This window comes from Tepidimonas thermarum (assembly GCF_007556705.1).
GTDB classification, from domain to species: Bacteria; Pseudomonadota; Gammaproteobacteria; order Burkholderiales; family Burkholderiaceae_C; genus Tepidimonas; species Tepidimonas thermarum.
This window is the reverse complement of record NZ_VJOL01000030.1, coordinates 18,144-34,375: the sequence shown is the minus strand read 5'-3', so window position 1 is coordinate 34,375 and position 16,232 is coordinate 18,144. Positions and strand designations below refer to the sequence as shown.

The window sequence follows — 16,232 nt, the reverse complement described above, 5'->3', positions numbered from 1 at the left end:
GTGCACCGTGACCTGGAATTTGCCACCCGACATCGCATTGACGGTTTTGGCGAAGACTTCTGCCGCACCGTGGATGGTGTCAAGCGACTTGGGAAAGCTGGAGGCCAGGCGCCAGCGGGTGGTGGGCACGGTGTGTCTCCTGCGCTCGGGTGGCGGGGGGCTTGGGGCGCCGGTGTTGCAATTTGAGAATTTCCGCGCCCGCGCCCCGTTCGGTACGGGTTATCCCCAAGATTCGTCGGACATTCTCAGCCAAAAATAGGTAGGCACACAAGTTCACAAGGGGCATGGCCCCACCACCAGGAGACGAAGTATGCAGAAGGTGCTGCACATCGATCCGGCCAAGTGCACGGGGTGTCTGTCGTGCGAGATGGCCTGCTCGTTCGAAAACTACGGCGTCTACGCCACGTCGAAGTCGCGCATCAAGGTGTTCGACTTCCACCACACCGGGCGCAAAGTCCCCTACACCTGCACCCAGTGCGATGAGGCTTGGTGCCTGCATGCCTGCCCGGTGGAGGCCATCACGGTGGACAAGGCCACCGGGGCCAAGGTGGTCAACGAGACCACCTGCGTGGGCTGCAAGGTGTGCACGATCGCCTGCCCGTTTGGCACGATCAACTACGTGCAGGAAACCGGCAAGGTGCAAAAGTGCGACCTGTGCGGTGGCGAGCCGGCCTGCGCCGACGCCTGTCCCACCGGCGCCATCACCTTCATCGATGCCAACTGGACCGGCATCGACCGCATGAAGCAGTGGGCCGACAAGCTGGGCAACCAGCCCGCCGCGGCCTGACCGTCGAAGGAGCACGAACATGTCTTGGGCTGGAAAAATCCTGCGTGTGAACCTGACGGCCGGCACCTGCACGGCCGAACCGCTGAACATGACCTGGGCGCGCCAGTACCTGGGCTCGCGCGGCCTGGGCAGCAAATACCTGGTCGAGGAGGTGGACCCCAAGGTCGATCCGCTCTCGCCGGACAACAAAATCATCTGGGCCACCGGGCCGCTGACGGGCACCATGGCCTCCACCGGCGGGCGCTACACCGTCATCACCAAAGGGCCGCTGACCGGCGCGATCGCCTGCTCCAATTCCGGTGGCTACTGGGGGGCCGAGCTCAAGATGGCGGGCTGGGACATGATCATCTTCGAGGGGCGCAGTCCCAAGCCGGTGTACCTCTACATCAACGACGACCTGGCCGAGCTGCGCGACGCCTCGCACCTGTGGGGCAAGTCGGTCTGGCAGACCGAGGAAATCCTCAAAACCTCGCTGCAGGATCCGCTGCTGCGCATCTCCAGCATCGGCCGCGCTGGGGAAAACCAAGTGCTCTACGCGGCCGTGGTCAACGATTTGCACCGCGCCGCCGGGCGTTCTGGCGTCGGGGCGGTGGCGGGCAGCAAAAACCTCAAGGCCATTGCGGTGCGCGGCACCAAGGGCGTGGGCAATGTGCGCGACCCCAAGGCCTTCATGCAGGTCACCAAAGAAAAGAAAAAGATCCTGGCCGACAACGCCGTGACCGGGCAGGGGCTGCCCAAGTACGGCACCCAGGTGCTGATGAACGTGATCAACGAAATCGGCGCGTTGCCCACGCGCAACCACCGCGATGTGCAGTTCGAGGGCGCCAAAGACATCTCGGCCGAGGCCATGCTCACGCCGCGCCCCACGGACGGCAAGACGCACCTGGTCACCAACCAGGCGTGCTTCGGGTGCACCATCGCCTGCGGGCGCATCAGCAAGATCGACGAGACGCACTTCAGCGTCAAAAACAAACCGGAGTATTGGGGCGCCAGCGGCGGCCTCGAGTACGAAGCGGCGTGGGCGTTGGGCGCGGCCAATGGCGTCAACGACTTGGAAGCGCTGCAGTACGCCAACCTGATCTGCAACGAGCACGGCATGGACCCGATCAGCTTTGGGGCCACCGTCGGGGCGGTGATGGAGCTCTACGAGTTGGGCGTGCTGACCAAGGAGCAAATCGGCATCGAGGCGCCGTTTGGCTCGGCGCGCGCGCTGTGCGAGCTGGCGGACATGACCGCCAACGGCGTCGGCTTTGGCAAGGAAATCGGGCTGGGCTCCAAGCGCCTGTGCGAAAAGTACGGCCACCCGGAATTGTCCATGAGTGTCAAGGGGCAGGAATTCCCCGCCTACGACAGCCGCGGCATCCAGGGCATGGGGCTGGCGTACGCCACCAGCAACCGTGGTGCGTGCCACCTGCGCGGCTACACCGTCGCCTCCGAGGTGCTGGGCATTCCGGTCAAAACCGACCCGCTGACCGCCGAGGGCAAGCCCGAGCTGGTGAAGGCCTTCCAGGATGCGACGGCGGCGTTCGACTCGGCGGGCATTTGCATCTTCACCAGTTTTGCCTGGGGCCTGGCCGACGTGGCGCCGCAGGTGGCGGCCGCGTGCGGCGAGGAATTTACCACCGAGGAGCTCGAGCGCATCGGCGAGCGCATCTGGAACATGGAGCGCGCATTCAACAACGCCGCGGGCTTTACCGCCAAGGACGACACCCTGCCGCCGCGCCTGCTGACCGAGCCGGCCAAGACCGGCCCTGCCAAAGGCTTGGTCAACAAGCTGCCCGAGATGCTACCCAAGTACTACCAGGTGCGTGGCTGGGATGCCGAAGGGCGGCCCACGGCCGAAACCAAGGCGCGCTTGGGCCTGTGACCCGGCACCCCGGGGACATCGAAGAAGCGGTCCCCACGGCCGCTTCTTGGTTGGGAGCCTGACATGACCCACCACGTCATACTGGGAGCAGGGCCGGCGGGCGTCATCGCCGCCGAGACGATCCGCAAGCACGCGCCCCACGATCGCATCACGCTGGTCGGCGACGAACCCGAGCCGCCGTACTCGCGCATGGCGATACCCTACCTGCTGATTGGCGACATTGCCGAAGCTGGCACGTATTTGCGCAAGGCTGCCGACCACTACGACCGGCTGCGCATCGAGCGCGTGCAGGGCCGCGCGACCGCCGTCGATACCGCCGCGCGCGTCGTCACGCTCGAGGGGGGGCGCACGCTGGCGTACGACCGGCTGCTGATCGCCACCGGCTCGCGCCCGGTGCGCCCGCCCATACCCGGCATCGACCTGCCGGGGGTGCACCACTGCTGGACGCTGGCGGACGCCCGCGCGATCATGGATCGCGCCCAACCCGGTGCCCGCGTGCTGCAGCTGGGCGCGGGCTTCATTGGCTGCATCATCATGGAGGCGCTCAAGCAGCGCGGCGTGCAGCTAACCGTCGTGGAGATGGGCGACCGCATGGTGCCGCGCATGATGGGACCGGCCGCCGGCGGCATGATCCGGGCCTGGTGCGAGGCCCAGGGGGTGGCGGTGCACACCGGCACGCGGCTCGAGGCCATCGAGCGCGCCGCCCCGTTGCAGGTGCGCCTGTCCAACGGCCAACATGTCGAGGCTGACCTTGTCATCATCGCCGCCGGGGTCAAGCCGGCCATCGGCTTTTTGGAAAACTCGGGCATCCGTTGCCTGCAGGGCGTGTTGACCGACGAGCACATGCAAACCAACGTGCCCGGCGTGTACGCGGCGGGCGACTGCGCAGAGGCGTTCGACAAGGTGTCGGGGACCACGATCGTCAGCGCCATCCAGCCCAACGCCGCCGAGCAGGCGCGCGTGGCCGCGCTCAACATGGTGGGCCAGCGCGCCGAGCTGCGCGGCGTGACGCAGATCAACGTGCTCGACACCCTGGGGCTGATCTCCAGCAGTTTTGGCAACTGGCAAGGCGTGTCCGGTGGCGACCGGGTGGAGCAGGTGGACACGCAGCACCACAAGGTGCTGAGCTTGTGCTTTGATGGCGACGTGATGGTGGGCTGCAACAGCGTGGGCTGGACCGACCACGTGGGGGCGTTGCGCGGCTTGGTGGAGGGCCGGGTGCGGCTGGGCCCCTGGAAGGACGTGCTGTTGCGCGATCCCACGCAGTTCATGGCGGCCTATCTGGACGCCGCCCAGGCGCAGGCCCACTGGGGTCGGGCCGCTGACACGCGCCGCCGCTAAACACCGGTTCGCCGCATGCAGATCACGCTCAAGCTGTTTGCCACCCTGGGGGACTACTTGCCCTCCGGCGCACGGTTCAACCAAGTCGAGCTGGAGGTGCCCGACGGCGCCACCGTGCAGGCCATCATCGACCGGTACCAGCTCCCCCCAAAGCTCGTGCACCTGGTGCTGGTCAACGGGGTGTTCGTGCCACCGTCCGCGCGCGCCGAGCACCGGCTGGCGCCAGGCGATGTGCTGGCCGTGTGGCCGCCCATCGCGGGGGGCTGAGCCGGGGCACGATGGGGCCGCACCGCGCGGCCGATGGCACATGCAGGCGCACTACCCACCATCGTTCGAGCGCGACGTGGGGTGCACCGTTGCCGAGTGGCTGGGCTGGCTGCCGGCGGCCATCGGCGCGCACCCCTGGTACCGCGAGGGCGAACAGGTTCGCGTCAGCATCGGTGCGGGGGCGCTGACCCTGCGGTGGCAGGCGCTGCCGCCGCGCACGATCGCGCTCATGCGCCTGCCGCGGCTGGCCGTCACGTTTCGGTTCGAGGACGTCCCGGACGACGAGCGCCAGCGCTTCATGCGCCGCTTCGACCTCTACATGCAGCGCGGGGGCGGTTGATGCGCTGTTGACCCCGGGGGTCCATCACGGGCCGGTCATGCCGGGCGCTGCGCCGGCCGCGCCAGCCAGCCCATGACGGTGTAGGCGAGCAGCGTGGTGGCCACGAAGCCGACGCCGTAGACGATCAGGATCAAAAACCAATCTGCCGGCCCCGCCGCATCGGTAAAACCCGATGAAGACACCACGGCCATGATCACGAGGGCAACGCCGCCCCCCAGCAACCCCAACAGTTCCGACTGCACCAGCCGCCGCGTGACGATCCGGCCGTCGCGCCGCCACAGCCACACGAATCCCACCACCGTGGCCAGCGCAAGCAGCGGCAATAGCCACAGCAGTGGGCCGAGCATCTCGTGGAATACCGCAAGAAACACCAAGGGATCGTAGGTCTTCATGGGCAGGTTCTCCGAACGGGCGGCCGGGCCTTAGGTGCGACCGCGCAGCATGCTCAGATAGGTGGGCTTGAGGGCCATCGTCTTCATCACCCAGCTCACCCAAAGTTCTTCCAGCGGTGCGATGAAGCCGGGGAAGGACTGGTAGAGGTTGTCTTGGTAGTCGAATTCGATGAGCATCGCGCGGCCCAGCCGGGTGATCAGCGGGCACGAGGTGTAGCCGTTGTACTTTTCGGCCGAGGGTTTGCCCGTGATGTCACCGACCAAGTGGTCCATCGCCACCGGCACTTGCCACTTGACGCTGGCCGCGGTCTTACCCTTGGGCACGCCGGCGATGTCCCCGACGCCGAACACGTTGGCGTAGCGCTTATGGCGCAGCGTCTCGCGGTCCACCTCCATCCAGCTCTCGCGCGCAAACGGCCCGTCTTGCCACGGCAGCGGACTGTAGCGCACCACCTCCGGCGCGCGCATCGGCGGCACGACGTGGATGAAGTCGTACTGCAGCTCCGTGGTACCGGCGGGGGAACGGTAGGTCGCCAGCCGGCGCCCCAGGTCCAGCGACACGAGCTGGTGCTCGTAATGGGTGCGGATGCCACGGTCCTGGAACAGCATGCGCACCTTTTCCGACACGATGGGGACGGAAAAGAGCGCCTTCTGCGGGGCCAGGTAATGGAGCTCGGCCTTGCTGCGGCTGCCGGCGCGGCGCAGGCGGTCGTCGGTGATGAAAGTGTACTTCAGCGGCGCGCCGGCGCATTTCATGTCCGTGTGCGGCCGGCCGAACAGACCAACCCCGCCCCGTTCCGCAAAGGCAGACATGGCCTGCCACGTGGCGGCGGCAGCCTGTGGACCTTGATAGACACTGCCCACCCCGTCACGGCCGATCCAGGCCGTGTCCATGCCCTCGATCGCGCCGTAGTTCAGTTCCAGTCCGCAGGCCACGATCAAAAAGTCGTAGCCCACCTTGCGCCCGCTCGACGTCACGAGGTGGCGGGCCTCCGGGTCGATTTCCGCAGCCGCCTCCTCGATCCAGTCGACGCCCTGCGGGATGTATTCCCGCGTCGTGGAAATGACGTAATGCGCCGGCTTGATGCCGGCCCCCACCAGCGTGAACCCGGGCTGGTAGTAGTGATCGCGCCGGGCATCGATGAGGGTGATGCTTGCCTGGGGCAGTCGGCGCCGCAGATGCGAGGCGCTGGCCAGCCCAGCCGCCCCGGCGCCCACGATGACGATGCGGGCCCTGCTGTCCGCCGCCACCGGCGCCACCTGGGCACGCGCCGCGTCGGCGGCCAGCGCCGCGGCCCCGATGGCGGCCAGCCGTGCCAGTGTTTTGCGGCGATCGGAATCGAATCGGTGCATGGCGGTGTCCCCGTTTGTCATTCATACCCTTGCGGGTTTGTATGATGCAGGGGGCATGGCGACCACCCTTGATTTATCGCAAGGACTGCGACCCATGCGCATCCGGAGAAACCCGAATATGGATACCCCTACCACCATCACGCTCGTTCGACGCAGCGGCTATCAATTCGAGATCGATTTCGGGCTGGGCACGCCCACGCTGTTCAGCGACGAACCGCCCCCGCTGGGCGAATCCAACGGCCCCACGCCGAAACACCTGCTGCTCGCGGCCGTGGCCAACTGTCTGAGCGCGAGCCTGACGTTTGCGCTGACCAAATTCAAGCAGGACCCCGGCACCCTGACTGCGGTGGCGCGCGCCACCGTCGGCCGCAACGCCGCCAATCGCCTGCGGGTGCAGCGCATCGAAGTCGAGATTCGACTGGAGCGTCCCGGCGACGCGTACGAGCATCTCGACCGCATCCTCGGGCAGTTCGAGGAGTTCTGCACCATTTCGATGAGCGTGCAGCAGGGCATCCCCATCGACGTGCGCGTGATCGGCGGCGACGGTCAGGCGCTCAAAGGGTGATTCAGCGCGGCGCTTCGCCGCCCAGCGCGGCGATCAAATCGTCGAGCAAGCTGCTGAGCTCGCCGGTCGCGATGGCGGCATCGGCGTCGAAGCCGCGGTCGGCCTGCTCGGCCTCCGGGGCTTCGAACACGCCGTCTTGAAAGGCGATGCGGCGCAGTTGCGCGCCATCGGTCAGCACAAAGTTGACGCGCCCGTCCCAGTCCAGCGCCAGCTTGGTGGGGCGTTTGCCTTGGGCGAGGTGCCGCCGCATCTCCTCGGTGTCGAGCACGTGGCGGGTAAAGCGCACCACCGCCGGGCTGTCGCCGTCGCCCTTGAGCTCGACGTCCCGCCCCGGCGCAAAGTGCGCGGGCCAGTCCTGCGCGTCGGCCCCCAGCCAGCCGGCCATGGCGGTCGCGGGGGACAGCGCCGTCTGCAGCGGCTCCACGCGCAGCCCGTCGAGTGCGCGCACCAGCGCCGTCACCACAGCGTCCGCCCGTTTGGCGCTGGTGGTGTCCAACGCGATGCGGCCCGCTTGCACATCCATCCACACGGTGATGTCCACCGTTTGGGCAAAGGCCATCGGCAACAGCGCCTGCACGATGGCTTCCTTGAGGTCACGCTGCTCGCGTCGGCCGGGTTGCCGACCTTCGGTGGCCTCGATCTGGGCGCAGCGCGCCTGCAGCTCACGCTTGACGACCGCGGCGGGGACGCGCTTGGTTTCGATGCGGTAGCGCATCAGCCGGTGCCCCGCCACCGACTCGACCAACGGGGCGTGCGGCTGACCGCGCGGCGCCACCCAGCCTTCGCTTTGCATCTGCGTGGGCCCGCAGGGAACAAAGGGCGCGGCGGCCAGCGCCTGCTCCATCGGTTCCAGCGCGGCCGCAAAGCCATCGCCAAGGCGAAAGACCGTCAGGTTTTTGAACACGGGGTAGGGGAGGGCAACGGCGGGGGGTGTCACCCCTTCAGGGCGAATCGCGTGCCGCGTCACGGCGGCACCACGATGATGGAGCGGGCGATGGGAATCGAACCCACGTCTTGAGCTTGGGAAGCTCAGGTCCTACCATTGAACGACGCCCGCAGCGCCATGTATTGTAGAGCAAAGCGCGAAGGCACTCGGCGCCGCGCGGCCCCGGTTCGCCACCCGCGCCTGGGCCGGGGGCGCCGGGTGGCCACCCCCGCGTCCGCTGGCCGCGTCACTTGAGCACGTCGCCGATGCAGACGTACTTGATTTCCACGTACTCGTCGATGCCGTGGTGCGACCCTTCACGGCCCAGCCCGGATTGTTTGACGCCACCGAAGGGGACGTGTTCCGTGGCCAAAATCCCGACGTTGACGCCCACCATCCCGTATTCCAACGCCTCGGCCACGCGGAAGATGCGGCCCACGTCGCGGCTGTAGAAATACCCCGCCAGCCCGTACTCGGTGTCGTTGGCCAGGCGGATGACCTCCTCCTCGGTGCGGAACTTGAACACCGGCGCAAACGGGCCAAAGGTTTCCTCGCGCGCGCACAGCATGTCGGGCGTGGCGTCGGCCACCACCGTCGGCGCGTAAAACAGGCCGCCCAGGCGCCGCCCGCCGGTGAGCAAGCGCGCGCCCTTGGCCAGCGCGTCGTCCACGTGGCGCTGCACTTTTTCCACCGCCGCTTCCTCGATCAGCGGGCCTTGGTTGACGCCGTCCTCGAAGCCGTTGCCCACCTTGGCCGTGGCCACCTTGGCCGCAAACTTTTGCACGAAGGCCTCGTAGACGCCCTCCTGCACATAGATGCGGTTGGAGCAGACGCAGGTTTGGCCGGCGTTGCGGTATTTGCTGGCAAACGCCCCTTCGACCGCGCTGTCGATGTCGGCATCGTCGAAGACGATGAACGGCGCATTGCCGCCCAGCTCCAGCGACAGCTTCTTGACCGTGGGAGCGCACTGCGCCATCAGGATGCGACCGACCTCGGTGGAGCCGGTGAAGCTCAGGTGCCGCACCACGTCGCTCGCGCACAACACCTTGCCGATTTCCACGCTGCCCGGCCCGTCGCTGGTCAGCACGTTGAGCACCCCGGCCGGGATGCCGGCGCGGATGGCCAGCTCGGCCGCGGCGAGGGCCGTCAGCGGGGTTTGTTCGGCCGGCTTGATGACCACCGGGCAGCCGGCCGCCAGCGCAGGCGCGACCTTGCGCGTGATCATGGCCAGCGGGAAGTTCCACGGCGTGATGGCCGCGCACACGCCGATGGGCTGGCGCAGCACCAGCAGGCGGCGGTTGTTGTCGAATGGTGGCAGCGTCTCGCCGTTGACACGCTTGGCCTCCTCGGCAAACCATTCGACGAAGCTGGCGCCGTAGGCGACCTCACCCTTGGCCTCGGGCAGCGGCTTGCCCTGCTCGGCGGTCATCAGGCGGCCCAGGTCGTCCTGGTTGGCCATGAGCAGCTCGTACCACTTGCGCAGGATGTTGGCGCGCTCCTTGGCGGTTTTGTTGCGCCAAGCGGGCCAAGCGGCGTTGGCGGCCGCGATGGCCGCTTCCGCGTCGGCGGGGCCCAGCTTGGCCACCTGCGCCAGCGGTTGCCCCGTGGCGGGGTCGCGCACGTCGAAGCGGGCGCTGCCGGCCACCCACTGCCCGTCGATCAGGGCGTCGGTTTTGAGCAGCGTTGGGTCCTTGAGCTGGGCCAGTGGGGAAGCCTTCATGTCCATCGTCGTCTCCATCACGTCCAAAAAGGATGCATCACTGTAGCGCGAAGGCCCGCACACCACCGGTACAGCGGGCGACAGCCGCTGCGGCGCTGTGCGGGGGGCGCGACCGGTACAGCGCCAGCCGGTGAGTGGCTGCATTCACCGGTACGTCACACCGGGCAACACACACAGCATTTCGTACAACAAATTGGCGGCGAGCAAAGCGGTGTTGCCGCTCGTGTCGTAGGGTGGCGAGACTTCGACCAGGTCACAGCCCACCAGGTTGAGGCCGCGGCAGCCGCGCACGATCTCCAACGCCTGTGGCACGCTAAGGCCGCCCATTTCCGGGGTGCCGGTGCCGCCGGCGTACGCGGGGTCGATGCCGTCGATGTCGAAGCTCAGGTAGGTGGGGGTATCCGCCCCGATCGCGGCGCGCACCTCGGCCATCAGCGGCGCCAGCGACCGCCACCAGACCTCGTGCGCGGGCACGATGTGAAAGCCCTGCGCCCGCGGCCAATCGAAGTCGTCTGCCGCGTAGCCGGTACCGCGCAGGCCGATTTGCCAGACTTTGTCGCCTTGCAGCAACCCTTCCTCCACGGCGCGGCGAAAGGGGGTGCCGTGCGCCAACGGCTCGCCGAACATGTGCGTGTTGACGTCGGCGTGCGCGTCCACGTGGATGAGCGCGACCGGCCCGTGACGCGCGGCCACCGCGCGCAAAATGGGCAGCACGATGGTGTGATCCCCGCCCAGTGTCAGCGGTATGCAGCCCGCGTCGAGGATCGGGCGGTAGTGCTGCTCGATGATGGCGATCGACTTGGGCAGGTGGAACGTGTTGATGGGCACATCGCCCAGATCGGCCACCTGCAGGGTGTCAAACGGCGCGGCGCCGGTGGCCATGTTGTAGGGCCGTAGCAGGCAGGATTCGGCGCGGATCTGGCGCGGCCCAAAGCGCGCGCCTGGGCGGTGGCTCGTTCCGATGTCGAGCGGCACACCGATGAAGGCAGCATCCAGCCCGACCGGCGAGGTCGCGGTTGGCAGCCGCATCATGGTCGCAGGGCCGCCAAAGCGCGGCATTTCGTTGCCGCCTAGGGGTTGGTTGGGCATGGTCAAAGGCGTGTCGGGTCAGCGCCGGCGGCCGCGCAGCCACTCCAGTACCAGCATCAGCGCGGTGGTGAACAGCGTCAGCAGCGTGGCCACGGCAGCGATGGTGGGGGAGATGTTTTCGCGGATGCCGGTAAACATTTGCCGGGGCAGGGTGACCTGCTGCGGACCGGCCAAAAACAGCGTTACCACGACTTCGTCGAACGAGGTGGCGAATGCGAACAGCGCACCCGAGATCACCCCCGGCGCGATCACCGGCAGCGTGACGCGGCGAAACGTCTCCAACGGCCCGGCGCCCAGGCTCAGGCTGGCGCGCACCAGGTTGGTGTTGAAATTCTGCAGTGTGGCCATCACGGTGGTGACGACGAACGGGGCGCCCAGCGCTGCGTGCACCAGAATCAGCCCCAGGTACGAGTCGTTCAGGCCCAGCCGCGCAAAATACAAATACGTGCTCACGCCCACCACGACGATGGGCACCACCATGGGCGCGATCACGATGCTGTTGATCAGCTCCTTGCCGGGGAAGCGCGTGCGTGCCAGGCCCATGGCCGCGAGCGTACCCAACACGGTGGCAATCAAGGTGGCCGCAGGGGCGACAATGAAGCTGTTGCGGGCCGCGCGGGCCCATTCGGGTGCGTGCCACATTTCGCGGTACCAGCGCAGCGACCAGTTTTCGATCGGGTAGGCCAAGAACGTGCTGTCGCTGAACGACAGTGGCACGATGGCGGCGATGGGCAGGACCAAAAAACCCAGCACGCCCAGCGCCGCCAGGCGCAGCAGCCACCAGCCCAGGTGGTCGAACCAGCGGTAGTGCGATGGGAGATCGGGCAACCAACGACGCATCGTGGACTCCCCTCAACCCAGGCTCAGCCCGCCGCGTGCGACGCGCCGGTAGAAGACGAACAGCACCAGCGTGGCTGCCAGCAACACGGCCCCCAACGCGCAGGCCATGCCCCAATTGACTTCGACGTTGGTGTATTGGGCGACGTAGTAGCTCAGCATCTGGTCGCTGGCCCCACCCAGCAGCGCGGGCGTGACGTAATAGCCAATGGACGTGATGAACACCAGCAGGCTGCCCGCGGCGACGCCCGGGTAGGTTTGCGGCAGCACGACACGCACGAACGCTGCCAGCGGGTGGCTGCCCAGTGAGACGGCCGCCCGCAGGTAGTTCGCAGGCACCGTCTTCATCACGCTGTAGAGCGGCAAAATCATGAACGGCAGCAGGATGTGCACCATGGCGATGATGACGCCGGTGCGGTTGAACAGCAGCGGCAGCGGCTCGTCGATCAGGCCCACGGTTTGCAGGCCGTGATTGATGAGGCCATTGTTTTGCAGCAGCACGATCCAGGCCGCGATGCGCACCAACACCGACGTCCAAAAGGGCAGCAAGACCAGGATCAGCATCAGGTTGGCGCGCCGCTCGGGCAGGGTGCTGAGCCAATAGGCCAGCGGGTAGGCCATCAGCAGCGCAACCAGCGTGACGACGGCGCTGATTTCGAACGTGCGCCAGAGGATTTGGGAGAACACCGCTTCCTCGGGTGGGATGCGCTCGATGGTGCCGTCGAGCGAGCGGCGCATGTCCAGCGCCGCGAGCAGGTAGTCCGGCGTCCAGCGCTGGGTGTTTTTGGCGATGGCCTGCCAATACGACATTTCGCCCCAGCGCGGGTCCAGTTCCAGCAGCGCCTGTCGCACATCGGCTGGCGGCGCCGACCATTCGCGCACGGCGCGGTAGGTGCCCATGACCAGCGAGCGCGCACCGGGCACTTCGCTGTTGAGGCGTCGGGCCAGGGCGCCGGCCTGTGCCGTTTCGCTTAAGGCACCCAGGTCCGCGGCGATGGCGGCATAAGCGGCCGCTGGTGGGGCTGCGCGGCCGTCCCAGTCAGCCAAGGCGCGCGCCGTGGCGGGCAACGTGTCGGCGACTTCGGGGTTTTCCACCGCGCGCACCAGCAGGCTGCCCAGCGGCACCAGAAAGAACACCAGCAAAAACAGCAGCAGCGGCGCGGTCAATGCCGCCGCGCGCCACTGCTGGCGCCGTTGGGTGCGGCGCAACTGCCGCACCAAATCGGCGCTGCCCGGGATCGCCGCAGCCGTCATTGCGCCGCCCATGCCGCGAAGCGCTTCTCCAGAGCCTCGCCCTGGTCGGCCCAGAAGCGAATGTCAAAACGCAAGGCATCTTTGCTGTTGGCCGGCGAGGTGGGCAACTGCTCCAGCACCTTGGCGTCGAGCAGCCCCAGCGCCTTTTTGTTGGTCGGGCCGTAGGAGATCAGCCGGGCGTATTGGGCCTGTGCATCGGGCGTGCTGGCCGCAGCGATGAAGCGATGTGCCAGATCGCGGTTGGGCGAGCCTTTGGGGATGACCCAGTAGTCCAGGTCGTAAATGCCGCCGGTCCAGCTGATTCTGAGGTTACGACCTTCGCGCTGGGCGGCATCGATACGGCCGTTGTACGCGGTGGACATGACCACATCGCCGGCGACCAGAAACTGCGGCGGCTGTGCACCCGCTTCCCACCATTGGATGTGGGGCTTGAGCTCGGTGAGCTTGCGAAACGCGCGGTCCGCGCCTTCCTTGGTGGCGAGCACCTTGTAGACATCGGCGGGTGGGACGCCGTCTGCCATCAAGGCAAATTCCAGGTTGTAGCGTGCGCCTTTGCGCATGCCCCGCTTGCCGGGGAATTTCTGCACATCCCAGAAATCCGCCCAGCTGGTTGGCGCGTTCTTGAGCCGGTCACCGTTGTAGGCGAGCACCGTGGACCACACGAACGTGCCCACGCCACACTCGTGCACCGCAGCGGGCAGAAAGTCGGCCTTGTTGCCGATCTTGGTCCAGTCGAGCCGCTCGAACAGCCCCTCATCGCAGCCGCGATTGACGTCGGGGCTTTCGACTTCCACGACATCCCAGGTGACCTTGCGGGATTCCACCATGGCTTTGATGCGCGCCTGCTCGCCGTTGTACTCGACGGCCGTGACGCGCACGTTCTGGGCCTTTTCGAACGGCTCGATGTACGCCTTTTTTTGCGCGGCGCCGTTGGCGCCGCCGAAGTTGACCACGGTCAGGGACGACTGCGCTTGGGCGGCCGTGCCGCACAGGGCGGCAAGGGCGATCAGGGTGGCGGTGAATCGCATCGTGGGGTTCTCCTCTGTCAAGTGGTGGGGGAAAGTCAACGGTAGAGCCGCAAATACGCCGCGGGCAGGTGCAAGCGCACAACCGCACCCGCCGCGGGAGCACTCTGCGACAAGGGGCACTTGACGATCACTTCCGGGCCTTGGGGGCGTCGGCAGCGCAGGCGCAGGTGATCGCCGAAGTAAATGGTGTCGTCCAACACGGCCTCGATGAGGTTGCCACTGGGCGCAGGCTGGTCGGGCGCCACGACCGCGATGCGCTCGGGCCGGATACAGCACTGCACCGCGTCGCCAACGGTCGCGCCGTTGACGTTGCGTCCGCGCAGCCGGGTGCCATCGGCCAGCGCCACGATCGCGTCGTCACCGGCGACCTCGACCACGCGGGCATCGAGCGTGGTGCTGTCGCCCACAAACGAGGCGACGAAGCGATTGACCGGCGCCTCGTACAAGCGATCGACACGGTCGATTTGCTGAATCACGCCTTCGTTGAACACGGCCACGCGGTCCGACATCGTCAGCGCCTCCGACTGGTCGCGCGTGACGTACACGAAGGTGATGCCGAGTTGCCGGTGCAGCGCTTTGAGCTCGATTTGCATGTGCTCGCGCAGCTGCTTGTCCAGGGCGCCCAGCGGTTCGTCCATGAGCACAAGCTGGGGGTCGAACACCAGCGCACGCGCCAGCGCCACGCGCTGTTGCTGGCCGCCCGAGAGCTGTGCGGGGTAGCGCTCCGCCATGCGGCCCATCTGCACCATGTCCAGCGCCCGCCGCACCTTGGCCTCACGCTCGGCCCGACGCACGCGCCGCACCGTCAACGGGTAGGCGATGTTGTCCGCCACCGTCATGTGCGGAAAGAGCGCGTAGTTTTGAAACACCATCCCAAAATGCCGCTTGTGCGGCGGCGTGTGGGTGATGTCGCGCCCGCGCAGCCGGATTTCGCCCGCGGTGGGCGTCTCGAAGCCGGCGAGCATCATCAGCGTCGTGGTCTTGCCCGAGCCGGACGGGCCCAACAGCGAAAGGAACTCCCCCGCTTCGATGTCGAGGTGCAGATCACGCACCACCAGGTGCTCGCCGTCGTAGGTTTTTTGCACGCCGGAGAAGGTGACCAGAGGGGTTTGTGTCGTCATGCGTCGTTGTCAAGAGCCGTTGGCGTGAATCTAGCGGACGATTGACCCCATCACCGATACAGTTATCCCCAACCACTGGCCCGGGTGTACTGCTCGTGCGGCCGCTACATGGAAACCCTAGGTAGGCGCTGCACCCCCGTCCGGGGCGGGTGCATCCCATTGCGCTGGATCGGCACCCAGCGCAGGGGGCGGGCGTGGGGCCGTGGGCCGCTGACCGTCGAACAGCACCGGGTGTGCCACCATCGGCGGGCGGTCGGGCGCGGCGGGCAGCACCATGCCGCGGGCCCGCACATGGGGGTGGGCCATCACCTGCGCGATGTCGTGGATCGGTGCGCACGGCACGCCCACCGCGTCCAGCGCCTGCACCCAGTCCGCGGTGGTGCGTGTGCGCGTCCACTCGGTGATCAGCGGCACCAGGACGTTGCGGTGCTCCACGCGCGCCGGGTTGGTGGCAAAACGCACGTCGCGTGCCACGGCGGGATGGCCCGCCACCTCGCAAAAGCGTTGGAACTGGCTGTCGTTGCCCACCGCCAACACCAGGTGCCCGTCTTGGGTGGGGAAGGCCTGATACGGCACGATGTTGGGGTGCGCGTTGCCCATGCGCCCGGGCGTGCGCTGGCCGATGAGCTGGTTGCTGGCCTGGTTGGCCAGCATGGCCACCTGCACGTCGAACAGCGAGGCGTCCAACACCCGCCCACGCCCTGTGCGCTGGCGCTCGTGCAGGGCGGCCAGGATGGCGGTGGCCGCGTACACGCCGGTCATCAGGTCGGTGACCGCCACGCCCACCTTTTGCGGTTCGCCGTCGGGCTCGCCGGTGATGCTCATCAGCCCGCCCTCGGCCTGGATGGCGAAGTCGTAGCCGGCTTTGTGCGCCAGCGGCCCGGTTTGCCCGTAGCCGGTGATGGAGCAATAGATCAGCTGTGGGTTGAGCGCCTGCAGGTTGCGCGCATCCAACCCATACTTGGCCAGCTGACCGACTTTGTAGTTTTCGATCAGCACGTCGGCGTCGCGTGCCAGGGTGCGCACCTGCTCGATGCCCGCGGGGGTGGTGATGTCGATGGCCACCGAGCGCTTACCTCGGTTGGCGCATACAAAGTACGCCGCCACGCGCGCGGTGTCGCGGGTGGGGTCGGGCTGCCACCACGGTGGGCCCCAGGCGCGCGTATCGTCCCCGCTGCCGGGGCGTTCGACCTTGATGACGTCGGCCCCGTAGTCGGCCAGGATTTGGCTGGCCCAGGGGCCGGCCAGCACGCGCGAGAGGTCCAGCACGCGCACCCCCGTCAGTGGCCGGGGTGCCTCGGCAGCGGCGAACGGGCCGTCCGTGTCGGTGAACGGTGCCATGGCGC

Annotated in this window: 16 protein-coding genes and 1 tRNA gene; 6 read left to right on the top strand and 11 right to left on the bottom strand. The window is 67.3% G+C overall.

From position 1 onward, the window contains the following. Positions 1–310: 310 nt before the first annotated feature. From Tther_RS08415 to Tther_RS08395, 5 genes are all read left to right on the top strand, one after another. A complete protein-coding gene (locus Tther_RS08415) occupies positions 311–787 on the top strand; it encodes a 4Fe-4S dicluster domain-containing protein (protein WP_143902847.1) in 477 nt (158 codons plus the stop codon). A gap of 19 nt (positions 788–806) precedes the next feature. Beyond that, the gene (locus tag Tther_RS08410) at positions 807–2,654 is read left to right on the top strand and encodes an aldehyde ferredoxin oxidoreductase family protein (RefSeq protein ID WP_143902845.1); all 1,848 of its coding nucleotides are present in this window, start codon (positions 807–809) and stop codon (positions 2,652–2,654) included. A 63-nt stretch (positions 2,655–2,717) separates the two neighbouring features. Then, the gene (locus Tther_RS08405; RefSeq protein WP_143902843.1) at positions 2,718–3,995 is read left to right on the top strand and encodes an NAD(P)/FAD-dependent oxidoreductase; all 1,278 of its coding nucleotides are present in this window, start codon (positions 2,718–2,720) and stop codon (positions 3,993–3,995) included. 15 nt (positions 3,996–4,010) lie between these two features. After that, complete coding sequence (gene thiS, locus Tther_RS08400; RefSeq protein WP_143902841.1) at positions 4,011–4,262, top strand: sulfur carrier protein ThiS; 252 nt, start codon at positions 4,011–4,013, stop codon at positions 4,260–4,262. Positions 4,263–4,302: 40 nt separating this feature from the next. Next, positions 4,303–4,602: a hypothetical protein gene (locus tag Tther_RS08395; protein WP_143902839.1), complete on the top strand. Its 300-nt coding sequence runs from the start codon at positions 4,303–4,305 to the stop codon at positions 4,600–4,602. Positions 4,603–4,637: 35 nt separating this feature from the next. Here the strand turns inward: Tther_RS08395 and Tther_RS08390 are convergent, their stop codons facing one another. Together Tther_RS08390 and Tther_RS08385 are read right to left on the bottom strand one after the other, a co-directional pair. Further along, positions 4,638–4,994, bottom strand: coding sequence for a DUF5368 family protein (locus tag Tther_RS08390; RefSeq protein WP_143902837.1), 357 nt, complete (start codon positions 4,992–4,994; stop codon positions 4,638–4,640). Between the two features lie 30 nt (positions 4,995–5,024). After that, on the bottom strand, positions 5,025–6,347 hold the full coding sequence (locus Tther_RS08385; RefSeq protein WP_246098969.1) for an NAD(P)/FAD-dependent oxidoreductase: 1,323 nt from the start codon (positions 6,345–6,347) through the stop codon (positions 5,025–5,027). A 118-nt stretch (positions 6,348–6,465) separates the two neighbouring features. On the opposite strand from Tther_RS08385, the gene Tther_RS08380 reads away from it, so the two are divergent. Continuing rightward, on the top strand, positions 6,466–6,912 hold the full coding sequence (locus tag Tther_RS08380; protein WP_143902833.1) for an OsmC family protein: 447 nt from the start codon (positions 6,466–6,468) through the stop codon (positions 6,910–6,912). A 1-nt stretch (position 6,913) separates the two neighbouring features. Here the strand turns inward: Tther_RS08380 and Tther_RS08375 are convergent, their stop codons facing one another. From Tther_RS08375 to Tther_RS08335, 9 genes are all read right to left on the bottom strand, one after another. Next, a complete protein-coding gene (locus Tther_RS08375) occupies positions 6,914–7,879 on the bottom strand; it encodes a recombination-associated protein RdgC (RefSeq protein ID WP_246098968.1) in 966 nt (321 codons plus the stop codon). Between the two features lie 16 nt (positions 7,880–7,895). Next, positions 7,896–7,969 (bottom strand) — tRNA-Gly (locus Tther_RS08370). 115 nt (positions 7,970–8,084) lie between these two features. Then, positions 8,085–9,563 (bottom strand): NAD-dependent succinate-semialdehyde dehydrogenase, encoded by a 1,479-nt coding sequence (locus tag Tther_RS08365; protein WP_143902831.1) that lies wholly within the window; start codon positions 9,561–9,563, stop codon positions 8,085–8,087. 138 nt (positions 9,564–9,701) lie between these two features. Continuing rightward, positions 9,702–10,646, bottom strand: coding sequence for an agmatinase (speB, locus tag Tther_RS08360; RefSeq protein ID WP_143902829.1), 945 nt, complete (start codon positions 10,644–10,646; stop codon positions 9,702–9,704). 18 nt (positions 10,647–10,664) lie between these two features. After that, positions 10,665–11,486, bottom strand: a complete 822-nt coding sequence (locus Tther_RS08355; protein ID WP_143902827.1) for an ABC transporter permease — start codon at positions 11,484–11,486, stop codon at positions 10,665–10,667. A gap of 12 nt (positions 11,487–11,498) precedes the next feature. Then, positions 11,499–12,749 carry an ABC transporter permease gene (locus tag Tther_RS08350; protein ID WP_143902825.1) on the bottom strand — a complete coding sequence of 417 codons (1,251 nt, stop codon included), beginning with the start codon at positions 12,747–12,749 and terminating at the stop codon, positions 11,499–11,501. Further along, positions 12,734–13,765 (bottom strand): ABC transporter substrate-binding protein, encoded by a 1,032-nt coding sequence (locus Tther_RS08345; protein ID WP_143902823.1) that lies wholly within the window; start codon positions 13,763–13,765, stop codon positions 12,734–12,736. The genes Tther_RS08350 and Tther_RS08345 overlap by 16 nt, the downstream gene beginning before the upstream one ends. A 35-nt stretch (positions 13,766–13,800) precedes the next feature. Next, entirely contained in the window at positions 13,801–14,886 is a 1,086-nt protein-coding gene (locus tag Tther_RS08340) for an ABC transporter ATP-binding protein (RefSeq protein ID WP_143902821.1), read from the bottom strand. Positions 14,887–15,003: 117 nt separating this feature from the next. Then, on the bottom strand, positions 15,004–16,227 hold the full coding sequence (locus tag Tther_RS08335) for a CaiB/BaiF CoA transferase family protein (RefSeq protein ID WP_143902819.1): 1,224 nt from the start codon (positions 16,225–16,227) through the stop codon (positions 15,004–15,006). Positions 16,228–16,232 lie beyond the last annotated feature (5 nt).